Genomic DNA, 15,660 nt, shown 5'->3' with positions numbered 1-15,660 from the left:
CGTCGAGTCCCGTCGGGGCGGTCACCGTGCCATCCCCATGGTCATCCCCGGCATGTCGTCACCGGAGTGATCCGTCGAGCCGGGCGCCGGCCGCGGGGAAGACGGTCCGACGGCTCGGCCGGCGGCGAACGCGCCGGCGAAGATCAGGAGCAGCAGCAGGGCGAAGCCCAGCAGCACGAGGGGCGGTCGAGCGCCCGATGGTGTCTGTCGCACACCACAGCAGTCGGGCCCGGTCAGCTGGAAGTTCCCGTCGCCGGCCGAGCGGGTGGGGCACGCGGTCACAGCCGTCTCCACGTGCCCCACCCGGCGGCCCGTCAGGCCGCGCAGACCAGCTCGGCCGGTGTCTGCGCGGCGGTCGCGGGAAGCACCTCGTCGGTGTGCCGCTCCGCCTCGGCGAGCAGGGCGACCAGCGCCGTCCGGGCCCGGAACACCCGCGAGCGCACCGTGCCGACCGGACAGCCGGTCAGCTGCGCCGCCTCGTCGTACGGCAGGCCCAGCACGCTCGTCAGGACGAACGCCGTGCGCCGCTCGGCGGGCAGCGTCGCCAGCAGGTCGGCCAGCGCCACACCCTCCTCGAAACCGGGCAGGCCGCACGGCTGGGCGCACTCGGCCACCGTCTGCCAGTCGGCGGTGTCCAGCAGCCGGGGCCGGGCGGCCGCGCACCGGAAGCGGTCCACGACGGTCCGGCGCGCGATCGACAGCAGCCAGGTCCGCGCGGAGGACCGGCCCTCGAAGCGCGGCAGGCTGCGCAGGGCCCGTAGGTAGGTGTCCTGGGTGAGGTCGTCGGCGGACTGCGGGTCCGCGCTCAGGTGTGCCACGTAGCGCCAGACGTCGCGGTGCGTCGCGCGGACGAACGCCTCCACGGCCGTCGGGTCACCGTCGCGAGCGGCGAGCGCGCAGTCGGTCACCGCCGCGTCGTCGCAGGGTGGTTGACGTCGCGCCGGGCGGGGGCGCGGCAGGGCAGGGGTCATCGCCTTGGGTCCTTGTCAGAACGGAGGGGAGCGGCGGACGGCCGCGGGACGGTGCCGGGGCACGCGGCAGCGCCACCGCACCCGGCAGGGCACGGTGTTCAGCGGCGCGGTCTCGGCGCGGAGCTGTCAGACGACAGCGGTCCCGGCGGGCGGACCCCGAGAGGTGATGGCGTGGACGAGCAGCAGGCGACGCAGCCGCTGCGAGGTGCCGCGCGCTGCCGGCCGCAGGCGCGGCCGGTGCGGCGGGCGGGCGAGGCGGAGCAGCAGGAGCAGCGGGGCGAACAGGCGGATCGCGAGCGTCCGGCCGAACCGGAACACGGCGTGCTCACCGGCCGACAGCCACAGGCCGAGCAGGAGCGCGGCGACCAGGTGGGCCGCCAGCATGCCCACCGCCCCGCCGCCGTGGGACGCCATGTCCATCGGCGGGACGGCCTGCTGTGGACCCATGCCCATGTCCATGCCGGGCATGCCCGGCATACCGGCAGGCGGTGGGGAGAACCGATCGCCGAGGCCGGCCGCTTCCAGGAACTGCACCGCCTGGGCGGGCGACGGCGCGCTCCGGCTGCACAGCAGCAGTTGGGCCCACTGCTGCGCGAGGCCGCTGCCGGCCGGCGCAGGCGAGCCGACCGCCGCCTGGCTGAGCGAGAAGAAGACGTGCAGGGCGGCCTGCGCTCCGACCGTCAGACCGGTCACCAGCAGCGGGCCGCGCTCCCGGCCGGTCAGCCACCAGGCGGTGACGCCGACTCCGGCGAAGGCGACGGCCAACGCCCACTCCGGGACGGGCTCGCCGGACATCAGCGCGTGCCCGAGCGCGCCGAGCAGCACGCAGGCGGCCGCGAACACCGCGGCCCGTCCCGTTCGTGCGCCTCGTCCGACTGTCATGGCGGCCCATCGTCGCATCCGGCGACCGCCGCCCGCAGGCCCGGGGTCGGCCAAAAACGGCAGTGCGGCCGCAGGGTCCCACGCGTGATCGGCATCACACGGAGGGCTCGGAACTCATCGGTCGCCGGAACCGACGAACAGGGCGGGCCGGATCCCGCACTGTCCTGCGATCGGATCAAGTCGTATGCGCAGCATCCTTCTGTGGGTGGGCTGCGGGATGGGGCGGGAGTCAGCGGCCGACCCGCTGAGGCAGGGGCGTGTCGACGCGGTGAGAAAGAACACCGCGGGGTTCGCCGCAGCACCACCGGGCAACCGTCAACACCGGTCGATGCCGGTCGGCCCGCAGTGTCGCCGTCCGCGGTGACGACCGCACCGGCTCCGCTTCCCAGGGGGCTCCAGGGTGCCACCGAGCACGGGGTGCCATGAGGTGGCCGCCATGTTCGCCTCCGCCCCTTCCACCTCCCCGCGCCGGCACGCTCCGCGGCACTCGACTTCCGAGTGCCGCGCGCCGTGCCGTGCGCGACGGTCTGCGCGATGAAGGCCCGGTTCTGCTGCAGGTGCGACCGCACCGCCGCCGCCCCTGCTCCGGTGGGGACCATCGAGCGCCTGAGCGGCCCACCACGGCTCGTGTGGCCTGCCGTGACTGTGAACCAGCCGTCAGCCGACTACTGCACGGGAAGTGAGCGCCTGGCCCGCCTTGGCTACCGCCCTCCCTACCTGGGGCCTGCGCCCGTTACACGAGAAGGACGTAGTCAAGGGCGGCTGAGCGCCACGGCACCCATGAAGGGTCGCCCAGCCGTCGCGCTCCGGTCTCCTGCCCAGGTGGTGATCGGATTTCAAACCATATGTCGCCCTATGGGATGAATGTGGTTCGTGTCCGGGCGTGTCGCAGCTGCCCGCTGCGAGTCTTGCCCATGCCAGGCAGGTATGCCGACTGCACCTTCCGGCAGGCCCTGCCCACGTCCGACCACCCCACCGGGAGCCGACACCCGTCGGTGCACTTGCGGAGGTACATCATGTCCCGTTCCACTACTGCGCTCGCTGCCCTGGCCGCCGCCAGCCTGATCACCTTGGCGGCGCCCGCGGCTGCTGTGGCCGCGCCCCGCGCGGCCACCAACACCATGTGCCTGGACGTGGGTGGTTCCCGCAACAACGGGGACCACGTCAAGATCTGGCAGTGTCAGAGCCCCGGCTTCGGCAATCAGGACTTCGTCGTCGACAGGGGCCAGATCAAGGTCAGGGACACCATCGGAACCGGCCGGGAGATGTGCCTGGACGTGGGTGGTTCCCGCAACAACGGGGACCACGTCAAGATCTGGCAGTGTCAGAGCCCCGGCTTCGGCAATCAGGACTTCGTCGTCGACAGGGGCCAGATCAAGGTCAGGGACACCATCGGAACCGGCCGGGAGATGTGCCTGGACGTGGGTGGTTCCCGCAACAACGGCGACCGGGCCAAGATCTGGCAGTGCCAGAGCCCCGGCTTCGGCAACCAGGACTTCGTCATCGACAGCGGTCAGATCAAGGTCAGGGACACGATCTGACCGGCCGGCGCGGGGCAAGGTGATGACCTTGCCCTTTGAGAACGGTCAGTCCTGTTCGGCCTTCCGGGAGGCTGATCTCCGCCTCTGCGGGAGCTTCGGCAAACGACCCCCTCGGTCATGAGGGTGATGGCCAAGCGACGGTGAACCTCCGCTGAGGACGCCGCAGCACGACCGACAGGTGTCACCCGCGAGAGCCTCTGCCGATCCAAGCGAGCCGGCAGGGGCCCTCGCCGTTCCCTGCGTCAGCTGCGTGAGGCCCAGTTCAAGACCAGCAATTGCGGTCAGGCCCAAAGGCCCCGCCCGATTCGCGGACAGCTTACGGCCCCCCGGCCATGCCCGACCCCACCACCGGCAGGACCCCGCCCATAGCTTCCCCTCACCGCCCGCGCGCCAGCCGGCCGCCCCGCCTGCCGGACCACCAACAAACCCGCCCACCTGCACTTTCAGCAGGTGGGCGGGTTTGTTCTGACTTCGAGTCAGGTGGACTGTGTTTTGGCGGAGGCAGCCGATCGATGTACCGCCCCAGCCCTCGCCTTCGTCGCCGTCCGTCAGGCCGGCGTCGCGAACAGGTCGTCCAGGGCACCGCTCTTGGCCTGGGCGACGAGGTCGCGGAACTGCTCCTCGCTCATCTGGACCTGTTGGCCGAAGTCGTCGGTGATCCGGATCCGCTTCTCCACCGGAGCCACTTCGTCGACGAAGAGCTGCGGGCAGCCGCAGTTGCAGTTTCCGCAGAAAGTCGCGATCGGTTCCTTGTCGATGTCGTGCATGGGTGCCGCCTCGGGTGCCGCTGGTGCGTAGACGCTGCTGTCACCTGCTGGATGCCCGGCGCCCGAAGTACGGCAAACGCGTAACCGTCGCCGTCCGATCGACGCGGCGTCAGGTTTGGACGACTGGCAGGAATTCCGCTACGCCGGGAAATCCCGATCCAGCCCCGGGAACCCGGCCCGTGATCGGGACGACTACCTGGGTAGGGCTCGTGGCGGACATTCGAGCGGTCAGCGGTCAGCGGCGCCGTGGTCGCACCGGTGAGGTGCCATGAGGCGGACCGTTGTCAGAACAGTGCGTCCCGCTGAGGGCAGGGGCGTTCCAAAGGTCCAGTGATCTCGTGGACGGGCTGGTGGCCGAGGTCATGGAGGCGGCCGGGGAGCTCGCCGGCCGTCGCCGCGCTGGCCTGCTGGGAGGGCTGGATCCGGCACGCCTGCCGCGAGTTGCCCGGCGACCCGCTCGGACCCAGGCCTTCGGGCCCTACTCGCCGGCGAGGCCGTCGGTGAGCTCCCTGACGATGTCCAGGTGGCCCACGTGGCGGGCGTACTCCTGCAGCACGTGGAACAGGATCCAGCCCAGCGTGGGCCGCGCCGAGCCGTCCTCCGGGAACCGGCCGCCGGCGGCGGCAACGGCGGTCAGCGGGGTGCCCGAAACCACCTTTCGGGTGTGCTCGCCGCCCGTGTGCAGCGCGACCAGCAGCTCCGCAGCCGTCTCAGCCGGGCCGACGTGCCATCGGTCGTCCGGCCCCCGGTCGCCCCACGGTGCCGACACCTGCTCGCCCAGAAAGCCCCAGCGCAACCAGCGCTGCTCCATGTGGATCAGGTGTTTGAGCAACTCCAGCGGGCTCCACCCGGAGGGCACCCGGCTGGCTCGCAGCTCCTGGTCCGACAGGCCCACGATCTTGGCGCTGACCGCCGACCGGTAGTAGTCGAGATAGCCCAGCAACAGCTCGCTCGGATCCGAGAGTTGCTGATCCGGCTCGGGCAGGGAGAGAGTCATGCCGCAGAGTCTGCCATCCCACGCCACTCCGGGCTGCCGCTGGGAGCGAGGGGGAGTTGATGCCCTGACAGCCGATCCGCAGCCCGCGCCCGGAGCCGGCAGGCTCGCCCCGGTCACCGCACGTCCTCGGGTGCGAGCCACTGGTTGTCCGAGGAGAGCGGCGCGTCAGGTGTGTCGATGCCTGATCGGGTCCTGTGCCGGTGTGGCCTGGAGTGCGGCGGCCACGAACGAGGCGACCAGCGGCCGGCGGTCCTGCTCGACCCAGGCGAGCACCAGGCGGCTGGGCGGCGCGTCGGTCACCGGGACACAGACCAGGCCGGCCGGGGCCGGTTCGACCAGCGAGCGGGGCAGCACCCCGATCATCCGGCCCACCGTGATCATCTGGAGCAGCTGGACCACGTCGGCGACCTCGGGGCCGGTGCCGTCGCCCCCTGGAATTCCCTTCCAGCGTGGCAGCGTCTCACTCTCCAGATCGGCCACGCGTACCGAAGCGCGCCCGGCCAGCCGGTGCCCGGACGGGACGATGACCACGCGGTCCTCGGCGTGCAGCGTCTCGTGGGCCAGGCCGTCCAGGGAGTCGAACGGCGCGTAGAGCAGGCCGACGTCGGCCCGTCCATCGCGTAGGAAGTCGGCGCGATCGGCCGGCCCACTGAACAGGATGTCCACCTGGCGGGCGTCGGGCTGCTGTGCGTATGCGGCCAGGATCCCGGACAGCAGGCCGGCGTCGCCGCCGGGTTTGAGCACAAGCCGGAGGTGGGGCTGGGTGTCGCCGGCACGCTGGGCGTGCCGGACGGCGGCGCCGACCGCGTTGAGCGCGTGCCGGCCGTGTTCCTGCAACGCCTTCCCGGCCGGGGTGAGTTCGACGTGCCGGCTGGAGCGGACGAAGAGCGGGACACCGAGCCGGGTCTCGATCCGTCGGATGGCCTTCGACAACGCCGGTTGGGCGATCGAGAGCCGGACGGCGGCCCGGCCGAAGTGCAGCTCGTCGGCTAGTGCGATGAAGTACTCGAGCTCGCGGGTCTCCAGGTCGATCATGCCTCCAGGTTATCGATGAGTGCCGAACCGGTCTTGGACACCAGCGGCGTGGGCCATCAAGAATTGAGGCATGATCAACCACACGATGATGGTCTCCTTCGACCAGCCCCTGCCCGCCACCGAGCTCGATCAATATCTCGCGGACATCGAACGAGTCATGCTCGACAGCGGTGTCGTGCAGTCGGTCGTGGCCCGGCGCCACATTCCCGTCCCCGGCGAGGAGGCCATTCCGGCACTGATCGCGACCGCGATCGTGCAGATCGCCGTGGCCGACACCGAGGCACTGGCGAAGGCGTTCACCGCGCCCGGCATCCACGAGATCATCGACCGCTGGCAGTCGCGGCACCCGTACAAGGTGGGCTGGGCGAACCACGAGCCGCTGGCATGAGCGGCGTCTTCCGAAAGCTGGGACTGGTCACCGGAGCCGGGAGCGGGATCGGCCGCGCGACGGCGCTGGAGTTCGCCCGGAGCGGCGCCGCGGTGGCCGTGCTCGACATCGACGCGAGCCGAGCGGCCGAGACCACCGAGATGATCAGGGAGGACGGCGGGGAAGCCCTGGCAGTCACCGTGGACATCGCCGACGAACGCTCCGTCCGGACGGCCGTCGAGCGCACGGTCGCGGCGTACGGCGGTCTCGACTTCGCCGTGAACAACGCCGGCATCGCCTCGCACCATCGCAGGCTCGACCAGATGGCCCCGGACGAGTTCGAGCGCGTGGTCCGCGTCAACCTGACCGGGACCTTCCTGTGCATGAAGTACGAACTGCCCGCGCTGCGGGGTCGTGGAGGCGGCGCGATCGTCAACATCGCCTCCAACGGCGGTCTGTACGCGATTCCGACCGCTCCCGCCTACGTGGCCGCCAAGCACGGCATCGTCGGGCTCACCAAGGTCGCCGCGGTCGACTACGCACCGGACAACATCCGGGTCAACGCCGTGTGCCCCGGCCCGACCCGCACGCCCGCGTTCGAGCGGGTGGCGGCCGGCACCGACATGATCGCGCGGCAGGAGGCGGTCACGCCGCTCGGCCGGCTGGCCACGCCGGAGGAGGCCGCTGCGGCGGCGGTCTGGCTCTGCTCGGACGCCGCGTCCTACGTCACCGGGATCGCGATGTCGGTCGACGGGGGGCGACGGGCATGAGGGTCATCGCGGTCGAGGAACACCTGGCAACCGAGGCGTTCCTGCGTGTCGCGCACGGCCTGGACGTCGTGCCGGGTGACGAGACCGAGATGGCTCTGATGCGCACGGTGGAGAGTCCTGCTGGTGTTCGCGCCCGGCTCGTCGATCTCGATGCCCGGCTGCGGGAGATGGACGCGCTCGGGCAGGACATGGCGGTGCTCAGCCTCAATCCGCCCGGGGTCCAGCCCTATCCGCTGGCCGACGCGGTGCCGCTGGCCCGGGAGTTCAACGACGCGCTGGCCGCGATCGTGCGGCGGCACCCGGCACGGTTCGGCGGACTGGCCACAGTGGCGCCGCAGGATCCGGTCGCCGCGGCCGCCGAGATCGAGCGGGTCATGGGCCCGCTCGGACTCCACGGCATCATGATCAACTCGCACACCGGTGGACGGTACCTGGACGAGCCGGAGTTCACGCCGCTGCTGGAGGCGGCCGAGGCGAACCGGGCACCGGTCTACCTCCACCCGCGAGCGCCGAGCATGCTCGCCGCGTACCGCGACTACGGGATGCCCGGAGCGATCTGGGGATACCAGGCCGAGGCCGGGCTGCACGCCGTGCGGCTCATCCTCAGCGGCACGCTGGACCGCCACCCGGGGCTGACCGTCGTGCTCGGGCACCTCGGCGAAGGCCTCCCGTACTGGCTGCGGCGGATCGACAACCGGCACGCGTTCGCCACGCGGACACCAGGGGCGGCCACACCGATGCCGAGCCTGTCGCTCACACCGAGCGAGTACTTCCGCCGCAACTTCGTCATCACCACGAGCGGCATCGACGATCCCGACGTGCTCGGGCTGGCCCTGCGCTCGGTCGGCGAGGACAGCATCATGTTCGCGATCGACTACCCGTACGAGGACCCGGCGACTGCCGTGGCCTTCCTGCGGGAGGTGCCGCTGACCGACGGTCAGCGGACGGCGATCGGTCACCGCACGGCTGAGCGCGTGTTCGGTATTGCTTAGCGCCCGTCCCGGTGGCTGGTACCGAGTTCCTTCCGCAGCTGCCGGCGGGATCAGCGCCAATGGCCACCGAACGGTGAGGCGCGGCTGACCGTCGTGCTCGCGGAGGTGTTCGGTGGCCCGGGGTGGCGCACCTACCGCAGGGCCCGCTCGGCTTCCGCGGCTACCGCCGTGGCGACGGTTGCCAGGGCGGGCGAGTCGAGGCGCCACTGCTGCCAGTAGAGCGGGACCTGGACCGTGCGGCCCGGGAGGAACCGGACCAGCGCGCCGCTGTGCAGCCGGGGCTCGGCCTGGTCCCGCGGGACCAGGCCCCAGCCGAGACCGGCCGCCACCGCGTCGGCGAAGCCCTCGCTGGACGGGACGTAGTGCCGTCGGGCGCTCCCCGGTCGGCCGCCCGTCAGATCGCGGACGAAGGCGTCCTGCAGATCGTCGCGGCGGTCGAAGCAGACCACCGGGGCGTCCGGAAGCAGCACGGCCGCGTCGCCGTCGAGCCAACGAGCGGCGAACCGCGGTGCGGCGACCGGGAGGTAGACCATCGCGCCGAGCCGGTGCACCGAGCAGCCCGCCACCGGACGGGGCGAGGAGGTGACCGCCGCCATCACCTCGCCCGCGCGCAGCAGGGCGGTCGTGTGCGCCTCGTCCTCGCGGCGCAGGTCGACGTGGATCCGGGCGTCCCGCGCGAGCGGGGCCAGCGCGGGCACGAACCAGGTCGCCAGCGAGTCCGCGTTGACCGCGATCGGCAGCCAGGTGGGGCCCGACGGCCCTGCGCCCTCCCCGCCCTCGGGCATCCCGAGGGCGTCGCGCGCGTCGCCTTCCAGGCGGGCGAGCTGGCGGCCGAAGCGCACCACGACCTGCCCGGACTCGGTCGGCCGCACCGGCCGGGAGCGGGTCAGCAGCACCCGCCCGGTGCGCTGCTCCAGCGCCTTGATCCGCTGGCTCACCGCCGAAGGCGTGACGTGCAGGGCCGCCGCGGCGGCGTCGAAGGTGCCCTCGTCGACCACCGCGAGCAGGGTCCGGACCAGGTCGTGGGGGAGCTCGCTCTTCACGAGCGCTAATGATACGTAAAAATGTTTAGCTGGCCTTGTGCTGCACCTGCTGCCTACGGTGGCGCCCATGGGAAGCACGCTCACCGCCACCGCCGCCGGGTTCGGGACCGGACTGTCACTCATCGTCGCCATCGGGGCGCAGAACGCCTTCGTCCTGCGCCAGGGCATCCGCCGGGAGGCGGTACTGCCCGTGGTCGCGATCTGCGCGGCCTCCGACGCGGTACTGATCGCCTGCGGCGTGGGCGGGCTCGGGGCACTGATCACGGCATGGCCGCCAGTACTGACGGCGGTGCGCGCGGTGGGCGCGGCCTTCCTGCTCTGCTACGCCGTGATCGCCGCGCGCCGCGTCTTCCGGACCTCCAGCCTGGAGGGCGGCGGACCAGCCGTCCGCTCCGGCCGTCGCGCGGTTCTCAGCTGTCTGGCCATGACCTGGCTCAACCCGCACGTCTACCTCGACACGGTGCTCCTGCTCGGCGCCGTCGCGGCCACCCACGGCACGCTGCGCTGGCAGTTCGCGCTCGGCGCCGCACTGGCCAGCCTGTGCTGGTTCGCCGCCCTGGGCTTCGGCGCCCGCCTGCTCGCCGGCTTCTTCCGCCGCGCCTCCTCCTGGCGCGTCCTGGACGCCCTGGTCGCGACGACGATGCTGCTCACCGGCCTGTCCCTGGCCGTGGGGGGCTGACACCCGCGGAATCGGGCCGAGCACCTCACGACGGAGCGGCCGCAGCCGCGAGTCCGACAGCTCGATGACCTCAACGCTGGCCGCGGCGGTTCCGGATGCGGATGTGCGAGTGCGTGACGCGCACGTGCGCGTCACGCACCTGGGCCCTCGCCGGAAAGCCGAAGAACAGGCTCTCGTCCGACCGGTGCCTTCTGGCCGTCCGTCGGTGACCGCCCTCCTGAAGTACGGCGGTCGGCTTCCAGGGAACCCCGGGTCGGAAGGCATTGTCAGTGCCCCGCCGTAGTGTGGAAACAACGTCGGAGGGGGCGCCGGAAAGGGCGCCGGAAGAGCGTTGGAAAAGGGGCGGAAGCATGTCTGCGAACCGTATCAAGCACAAGGTCAACCACGTCTCGCTCGTGGTCGACAAGTCCGGCTCGATGCGCCAGCACGAGGCGCAACTCGTCCGCGTGGTGGACGAGTTCGTGAAGGGCCTGCAGGAGGAGTCCGACCGGCTCGGTCACGAGACCCGCATCAGTCTCTACGCTTTCGATCACGAGGTGCGGAACCTGGTCTGGGACATGGACGTCAAGCACCTGCCATCCCTGCGGGGCCTTTACGAGGTCAACAACGGTGCGACGGCGTTGATCGAGGCGGCAGTGAAGTCGGTCGACGACCTGAAGAACATCTGGGAAGGGTACGGGGAACACTCCTTCCTCCAGGTCGTCGTCACCGACGGCGAGGAGAACGCCTCCGGTTTCTCGGAGAGCGGTCAGATGCACACCCGCATGGGCGGCGGTCGGGGCACCGACGTCCTGCGCGGGTGGATGGGCCGCATCCAGGGCGCCATGGACAACCTCCCCGGCCACTGGACCTCGGCGATCCTGGTCCCGAACTCCCTGGCCAAGCGCACCGCTCAGGAGTACGGCTTCCCGGCGGGCAACATCGCGATCTGGGACGCGGATTCCAGCAAGGGCGTCGAGGAGGCCATCGGCACCGTCAAGTCGGCCGCCACGAACTTCCTGCGGGGCCGCGAACAGGGCGTGCGTGGTACCAGGAACCTGTTCGCCATGGGCCAGGATCTGAGCACCGCCGAGGTGAAGGCCAGTCTCGATGCCCTGGACACCGGCAAGTACATCCTGATCCCGGTCGACCAGCAGACGCAGATCCGCGAGTTCGTCACCAGCGCCGGGCACCTGTACAAGACCGGCTGCGCCTTCTACGAGCTGTCCAAGCGTGAGAAGGTCCAGGGCAACAAGCAGCTCGCCGTGGCGGAGAAGGACCCGGCCACCGGCCGGATGACGGGCAGGGTGTTCTCGGGCCCGGCGGCCCGCCAGCTCCTCGGCCTGCCGGCGTCGGAGGTCACGGTGAAGCCGGGCGACAACCCGTCGTACACCGTCTTCGTCCAATCGACCTCCGTCAACCGGAAGTTGGTGCCGGGCACCAAGCTGCTCGTCATCCTGTAGCCGGGAACGGCGATCCGGTCATGGATGTGGTGGGAGTGACCTGCCGCCACCCTCAGGTGGGTGGTGGGCTGTTCGGAAGGCCGCGCGATGGGCGGACGGGGCGCTGGCGTAGCGAGCCTGGAACGCCTGGCGGAGCGTCTCGGTGGAACCGAAGCCGCAGCGGCGTGCCACGGTGGCCAGGGGGAGCGAGGTGGACTCGAGGAGTCGGGCCGCGGCCTCCGTGCGGGCGGTGCGGATGAAGCGGGCCGGTGGCTGGCCGAGTTGGTCGAGGAAGAGCCGGCACAGGTGCCGCTCGCTGACGCCCACCCGGGTGGCGAGGGTGGCGGTGGTGAGGTCGCCGTCGAGGTGGCTGGTGATGTACTGGACGGTCTCGCGAAGAAGTTGGTGGCTGGGCGGCTTGGCCGTGACGAAGATGGACAACTGGGCCTGGTTCCCAGGGCGTTGCATGTAGGTGACCAGCCAGCGGGCGATCGAGCGGGCGAGCTCGGGGCCGTGGTCGACCTCGACGAGGGCCAGGGTGAGATCGAGCGCGCTGGTGACACCGGCGGAGGTGCAGACGTCGCCGTCGATGATGTACAGCGGCCGTGCGTCGACGGTGACCGCGGGGTGGCGGTCGGCCAGGTCGCGCGCGTAGGCCCAGTGCGTGGTCGCCCGCCGTCCGTCCAGCAGGCCCGCCGCGGCCAGGATGCTCGAGCCGGTGCAGACGGAGGCCACCCGGCGGCTCCGGGCGGCCAGTTCGGCCACGTGACGGACGAGCCCGGCGTCGTCGGCTGCGGCGGCGTGGCCGGGCCCGCCGACGACCACCAGGGTGTCCAGCCTGCCCCGGACGCGTTCGACACCGGTGTGCACCGCGAGGACCAGTCCCCCCGCGGAGTGGATCGGCCGCTTGTTCGGGGAGGCCAGTTGCACTCGGTACGGGGGCTCCGCGCCGAGCCGGTTGGCCGCGGACAGGGTGTCCACGACGCAGGCGATGTCGAGGAGTTCGGCCTGCTCGTAGCCGATCACCAGCACGTGCCGGGCTTCGGTTGTCATGGCTGCCAATCTAGCCGGCCGGCCGTGTCCGACAGACGGGGATCGCAGGATTCCGGACGCTCTGTCCCGGTGCCGCTTGCCGCTGCGGGCGGAGTCGGAAACGGTGAGGTGACGGCCGATCGGAGCCGTCTCCTCGTCCTCGAGAGTCAGGAATCACCATGACCCAGTGGTCTGCCGAGCGGACTGCAGCGCCCGACATGACGATCGCCTTCGTCGCCTATCCGGGGATCACCATGCTCGACCTGGTCGGCCCGCTCCAGGTCTGCGCCGCGCTGGCGGAACTCGTGCCGGGCTACCGCACGGTGGTGCTCGGCGAGCGGATCGAGCCGATGGGCACCGACACCCCGCTGGCGGTGGTGCCCAGTCACACCTTCGACGAAGTCCCCGATCCGGACGTGCTGCTGGTGCCCGGCGGCCTGGTGCCCACGTTAGCCGCGATGGCCGACGAGGAGCTGCTGGGCCGGCTGCGCCGGGCCGCGGCCGGTGCGTCGGTGGTCGGTTCGGTGTGCACCGGCTCGCTGCTGCTGGCCGCGGCCGGGCTGCTGGAGGGCTGCCGGGCCACCACGCACTGGCTGTTCCGTGACCTGCTCGTGCCGTTCGGCGTGACCCCGGTGGCCGAGCGCTGGGTGGAGGACGGACGGTACCTCACGGCGGCGGGCGTGGCGGCCGGTATCGACATGGCGCTGCACCTGGTCGGCCGGGTGGCCGGCGCGGACGTCGCCCGGTGGGTGCAGCTGATGATCGAGTACGACCCCCAGCCGCCGTTCGGTGGGATCGACTGGGCTGCCGTCGACCCCGCGGAGCACGCGCCGTTCAGGCAGCAGGCCCTGGTCCGGGCCCTGGGCGACCACCCCGAACTGCTGGCCCGGCTCAGCGGCTGAGCCCCTCGGAGCCAGGACCCCCGCCCCGGCCGCCGCGGCCAACTCGACGGCTGTCCCCAGCTGCTGAAGGGGCATCAACCCGATCGAACCGCCTGGGCGTCGCCGTCCCGGACCGGCGGGGAGGGGGCTTCTGGGATACCCTGTCCACGGCCGCCGAGCAGACGTAGTTGGAAAAGAGCGCGACCTGGTGCCCACTGGTGCTGCTACCAGACCCGCAACGGGATCATCCGAGCCGACCTCACCCTCCGACCGGCCGCCGAAGCAGGGCGGCGAACCCCCGAACGGGCGCCGCGCGCGGGTGGCCCGCACCGGGCGAGCGGCGACTTCCGGAGAGCTCGTGACCAACAGCGGCAGCGGCGGGCAGGGCGGCCGCCGACGGGCACAGTGAAAGGCAGGCGAGGCAAGCTCATGGTTTCCCCGGAGTCCGGCGGTCGTATCTCCGTCCCGGAAAGGTTGATGCGCATAGGGCTGGCCAGTTATCCCGCGCCGGTGGACCTCAGGCATTTCTATCCGGCCCTGTCGCTCTACCGGGTCGGGGCCGTCTTTCCGGTAGAGGACTTCGAGCGGGCGGCGAACCGCTATCTGCGCGGCAATCCGTTCTTCTCCCGATTCCGTCTGGTCGAGCGCCGGTTCGACTCGGTCGAGGACTTCCCGTTGTCGGCCTTCCAGGCGTTCGTCAACGACGAGTACACCGAGCGCTCGAACTCCTTCCTGCTGGCATCGATAACCTACGCGGACCGCCCGGACACGCAGGGAATATTCACCGCGTTCCCGATGCCCATGCAGGACGGGTACCGGTGCTTCCTGTTCCACCAGGCTCTGATGAAGAGTCTCAAGACGGGCCGGGACGAATTCGGGATCGCCGAGACGTTGGCCGCGCTGGAGGTCGATGCGGACGGTCTCGCGCAGTGCGTCCCGGAGACGGTGGGAACCCCCGCCGGCGTCAGGGACGACATGCGGCTGCTGCCCTTCGAGACCAGGGAGAGAGCGGTCCCGGCGGCGAAGGTCGACAGGTACCTGGATGACATCAGGCAACGGTTCCTGGACAGATCGTGCGAGAACCTGATCGTCATCAAGAACGCCCTGTACGAATCGACCCTGACCCTCGGCAACTTTCTGATGTTCCTGCACGTGCCCCGGGAGGACGTCGTCCGGAGCAGTGGCCGGGAGATACGCATGAACTACCATGCCCGGCAGGACGAGTTCAACCATCACGTCCGCTCCCTGGAGAGTCCGGACGAGCTCTCCGAGGCAGGCGGCCGGATCATTCGGGGCATCCACGAGCGGCGGCACAGATTTGTCGTCAACAATTACGGTGACGTGTCCGGGCACGATGGTTCCGACTGTGCTCCGGACCGGGCCCTGCTCGTGAAATATCAATGGCACATGCCGAACGTCGTACTGCACACGATGACGGGCGAGGGCGCCGGCGCCGACTGGACGGTCACCATCAGGGGCGACGCCTTCAGGTTCTCCTCGTTCTGAGACCGTGTTTGAGATCTGCCGTGTCCCGTTGCTGAGGCGTTCGTTGAGCTCACCGTGGGCGGTGGTGGGGGTGAATATCCGTCGGACCTGACGGATGAGCAGTGGGCGTTGGTGGAGCCGTTGCTGCCGCCTGCGCGGGTGGGTCCGAAGGGTGGGCGTCGGGAGAAGCATCCGCGGCGGCGGATCGTGGACGCGATCTTCTACGTGGTGCGGACCGGGTGTGCCTGGCGGCAGTTGCCGAAGGACTTCGCTCCGTGGCCGACGGTGTACTGGTACTTCACGTGGTGGCACGACGACGGCACGGTTGAGCGCATCCACGACGTCCTGCGTGGCAAGGTCCGTGAAGCTGACGGTCGCGACGTGGAGCCGAGCGCCGGGCTGATCGACTCGCAGTCCGTCCGCAGCGCCGACACAGTCCCCGCTGCCACCAGGGGGTTCGACGCGGGCAAGAAGGTGAAGGGCCGCAAGAGGTTCATCGTCACTGACACCCTCGGATTGCTCCTGGCCGTCCATGTCGTCGCGGCGAGCATTCAGGACCGCGACGGCGCGAAGCATCCGTTGCTGTGGACCAGGCTCGACCACCCCGGCGTCAAGAAGGTTTGGGCGGACCAGGGCTTCGCCGGCCGCCTGGTTGAGTGGGCCGCCCAGATCCTCGGCCGCGACCTGGAGATCGTCCGAAAAGACCCGGACCAGCGCGGCTTCCAGGTCCAGCCCAAGCGGTGGGCGGTGGAGCGCACCTTGTGCGCCACGAGGCGCTCTGTTTGTATCCCCGGCTC

At 70.8% G+C, this 15,660-nt stretch carries 16 protein-coding genes and 1 pseudogene; 9 read left to right on the top strand and 8 right to left on the bottom strand.

Translation table 11 applies throughout. The features are described 5' to 3' along the window. Positions 1 to 21: 21 nt before the first annotated feature. The 3 genes from ACIGXM_RS10910 to ACIGXM_RS10900 form a co-directional block, all read right to left on the bottom strand. Entirely contained in the window at positions 22 to 282 is a 261-nt protein-coding gene (locus ACIGXM_RS10910; RefSeq protein WP_396559212.1) for a hypothetical protein, read from the bottom strand. A gap of 32 nt (positions 283 to 314) precedes the next feature. Beyond that, on the bottom strand, positions 315 to 971 hold the full coding sequence (locus ACIGXM_RS10905; RefSeq protein WP_396559210.1) for a sigma-70 family RNA polymerase sigma factor: 657 nt from the start codon (positions 969 to 971) through the stop codon (positions 315 to 317). Positions 972 to 1,097: 126 nt separating this feature from the next. Beyond that, entirely contained in the window at positions 1,098 to 1,853 is a 756-nt protein-coding gene (locus ACIGXM_RS10900; protein ID WP_396559208.1) for a hypothetical protein, read from the bottom strand. 1,016 nt (positions 1,854 to 2,869) lie between these two features. Here ACIGXM_RS10900 and ACIGXM_RS10895 point away from each other — a divergent pair. Beyond that, positions 2,870 to 3,394 carry a ricin-type beta-trefoil lectin domain protein gene (locus ACIGXM_RS10895; protein WP_396559206.1) on the top strand — a complete coding sequence of 175 codons (525 nt, stop codon included), beginning with the start codon at positions 2,870 to 2,872 and terminating at the stop codon, positions 3,392 to 3,394. Between the two features lie 548 nt (positions 3,395 to 3,942). Here the strand turns inward: ACIGXM_RS10895 and ACIGXM_RS10890 are convergent. The 3 genes from ACIGXM_RS10890 to ACIGXM_RS10880 all read right to left on the bottom strand — a co-directional run bounded on the left by ACIGXM_RS10890 (position 3,943) and on the right by ACIGXM_RS10880 (position 6,193). Continuing rightward, positions 3,943 to 4,161, bottom strand: coding sequence for a hypothetical protein (locus ACIGXM_RS10890; protein ID WP_396559204.1), 219 nt, complete (start codon positions 4,159 to 4,161; stop codon positions 3,943 to 3,945). A gap of 478 nt (positions 4,162 to 4,639) precedes the next feature. Next, positions 4,640 to 5,158 (bottom strand): DinB family protein, encoded by a 519-nt coding sequence (locus tag ACIGXM_RS10885; RefSeq protein ID WP_396559202.1) that lies wholly within the window; start codon positions 5,156 to 5,158, stop codon positions 4,640 to 4,642. Between the two features lie 165 nt (positions 5,159 to 5,323). Next, the gene (locus tag ACIGXM_RS10880) at positions 5,324 to 6,193 is read right to left on the bottom strand and encodes a LysR family transcriptional regulator (RefSeq protein WP_396559200.1); all 870 of its coding nucleotides are present in this window, start codon (positions 6,191 to 6,193) and stop codon (positions 5,324 to 5,326) included. Positions 6,194 to 6,263: 70 nt separating this feature from the next. Between ACIGXM_RS10880 and ACIGXM_RS10875 the strand changes: the two genes are divergently transcribed. Genes ACIGXM_RS10875 through ACIGXM_RS10865 form a run of 3 tightly spaced genes read left to right on the top strand, consistent with a single transcriptional unit; the run spans position 6,264 to position 8,322 of the window. After that, positions 6,264 to 6,581 carry a hypothetical protein gene (locus ACIGXM_RS10875; protein ID WP_396559198.1) on the top strand — a complete coding sequence of 106 codons (318 nt, stop codon included), beginning with the start codon at positions 6,264 to 6,266 and terminating at the stop codon, positions 6,579 to 6,581. Then, positions 6,578 to 7,330, top strand: coding sequence for an SDR family NAD(P)-dependent oxidoreductase (locus tag ACIGXM_RS10870; protein ID WP_396559196.1), 753 nt, complete (start codon positions 6,578 to 6,580; stop codon positions 7,328 to 7,330). The genes ACIGXM_RS10875 and ACIGXM_RS10870 overlap by 4 nt, the downstream gene beginning before the upstream one ends. Continuing rightward, complete coding sequence (locus tag ACIGXM_RS10865; RefSeq protein WP_396559194.1) at positions 7,327 to 8,322, top strand: amidohydrolase family protein; 996 nt, start codon at positions 7,327 to 7,329, stop codon at positions 8,320 to 8,322. Before ACIGXM_RS10870 ends, ACIGXM_RS10865 begins: the two co-directional genes overlap by 4 nt. A 131-nt stretch (positions 8,323 to 8,453) precedes the next feature. Here ACIGXM_RS10865 and ACIGXM_RS10860 read toward each other — a convergent pair whose 3' ends face one another. Beyond that, positions 8,454 to 9,365: a LysR family transcriptional regulator ArgP gene (locus ACIGXM_RS10860; protein ID WP_396559192.1), complete on the bottom strand. Its 912-nt coding sequence runs from the start codon at positions 9,363 to 9,365 to the stop codon at positions 8,454 to 8,456. A 67-nt stretch (positions 9,366 to 9,432) separates the two neighbouring features. On the opposite strand from ACIGXM_RS10860, the gene ACIGXM_RS10855 reads away from it, so the two are divergent. Together ACIGXM_RS10855 and ACIGXM_RS10850 are read left to right on the top strand one after the other, a co-directional pair. Next, positions 9,433 to 10,044 (top strand): LysE/ArgO family amino acid transporter, encoded by a 612-nt coding sequence (locus tag ACIGXM_RS10855; protein ID WP_396559190.1) that lies wholly within the window; start codon positions 9,433 to 9,435, stop codon positions 10,042 to 10,044. Between the two features lie 350 nt (positions 10,045 to 10,394). After that, positions 10,395 to 11,486: a VWA domain-containing protein gene (locus ACIGXM_RS10850; protein ID WP_396559188.1), complete on the top strand. Its 1,092-nt coding sequence runs from the start codon at positions 10,395 to 10,397 to the stop codon at positions 11,484 to 11,486. Between the two features lie 18 nt (positions 11,487 to 11,504). On the opposite strand, the gene ACIGXM_RS10845 is transcribed toward ACIGXM_RS10850, so the two are convergent. Beyond that, entirely contained in the window at positions 11,505 to 12,518 is a 1,014-nt protein-coding gene (locus ACIGXM_RS10845) for a GlxA family transcriptional regulator (protein WP_396559186.1), read from the bottom strand. A gap of 158 nt (positions 12,519 to 12,676) precedes the next feature. On the opposite strand from ACIGXM_RS10845, the gene ACIGXM_RS10840 reads away from it, so the two are divergent. The 3 genes and pseudogenes from ACIGXM_RS10840 to ACIGXM_RS10830 all read left to right on the top strand — a co-directional run. Further along, complete coding sequence (locus ACIGXM_RS10840) at positions 12,677 to 13,399, top strand: DJ-1/PfpI family protein (RefSeq protein WP_396559184.1); 723 nt, start codon at positions 12,677 to 12,679, stop codon at positions 13,397 to 13,399. 456 nt (positions 13,400 to 13,855) lie between these two features. After that, positions 13,856 to 14,884: a hypothetical protein gene (locus ACIGXM_RS10835; protein WP_396559182.1), complete on the top strand. Its 1,029-nt coding sequence runs from the start codon at positions 13,856 to 13,858 to the stop codon at positions 14,882 to 14,884. Between the two features lie 75 nt (positions 14,885 to 14,959). After that, a pseudogene (locus ACIGXM_RS10830) lies at positions 14,960 to 15,660 on the top strand (IS5 family transposase); the annotation flags it as partial.

Source organism: Kitasatospora sp. NPDC052896 (assembly GCF_044547075.1).
Lineage (GTDB): Bacteria > Actinomycetota > Actinomycetes > Streptomycetales > Streptomycetaceae > Kitasatospora.
This window is presented reverse-complemented; position numbering and strand designations above follow the sequence as displayed.

Coding starts and splice junctions, on each gene's coding strand:
- ACIGXM_RS10905 (WP_396559210.1), bottom strand. CDS start 971: ATGACCCCTGCCCTGCCGCGCCCCCGCCCGGCGCGACGTCAACCACCC.
- ACIGXM_RS10900 (WP_396559208.1), bottom strand. CDS start 1,853: ATGACAGTCGGACGAGGCGCACGAACGGGACGGGCCGCGGTGTTCGCG.
- ACIGXM_RS10895 (WP_396559206.1), top strand. CDS start 2,870: ATGTCCCGTTCCACTACTGCGCTCGCTGCCCTGGCCGCCGCCAGCCTG.
- ACIGXM_RS10890 (WP_396559204.1), bottom strand. CDS start 4,161: ATGCACGACATCGACAAGGAACCGATCGCGACTTTCTGCGGAAACTGC.
- ACIGXM_RS10885 (WP_396559202.1), bottom strand. CDS start 5,158: ATGACTCTCTCCCTGCCCGAGCCGGATCAGCAACTCTCGGATCCGAGC.
- ACIGXM_RS10880 (WP_396559200.1), bottom strand. CDS start 6,193: ATGATCGACCTGGAGACCCGCGAGCTCGAGTACTTCATCGCACTAGCC.
- ACIGXM_RS10875 (WP_396559198.1), top strand. CDS start 6,264: ATGATCAACCACACGATGATGGTCTCCTTCGACCAGCCCCTGCCCGCC.
- ACIGXM_RS10870 (WP_396559196.1), top strand. CDS start 6,578: ATGAGCGGCGTCTTCCGAAAGCTGGGACTGGTCACCGGAGCCGGGAGC.
- ACIGXM_RS10865 (WP_396559194.1), top strand. CDS start 7,327: ATGAGGGTCATCGCGGTCGAGGAACACCTGGCAACCGAGGCGTTCCTG.
- ACIGXM_RS10855 (WP_396559190.1), top strand. CDS start 9,433: ATGGGAAGCACGCTCACCGCCACCGCCGCCGGGTTCGGGACCGGACTG.
- ACIGXM_RS10850 (WP_396559188.1), top strand. CDS start 10,395: ATGTCTGCGAACCGTATCAAGCACAAGGTCAACCACGTCTCGCTCGTG.
- ACIGXM_RS10845 (WP_396559186.1), bottom strand. CDS start 12,518: ATGACAACCGAAGCCCGGCACGTGCTGGTGATCGGCTACGAGCAGGCC.
- ACIGXM_RS10840 (WP_396559184.1), top strand. CDS start 12,677: ATGACCCAGTGGTCTGCCGAGCGGACTGCAGCGCCCGACATGACGATC.
- ACIGXM_RS10835 (WP_396559182.1), top strand. CDS start 13,856: ATGCGCATAGGGCTGGCCAGTTATCCCGCGCCGGTGGACCTCAGGCAT.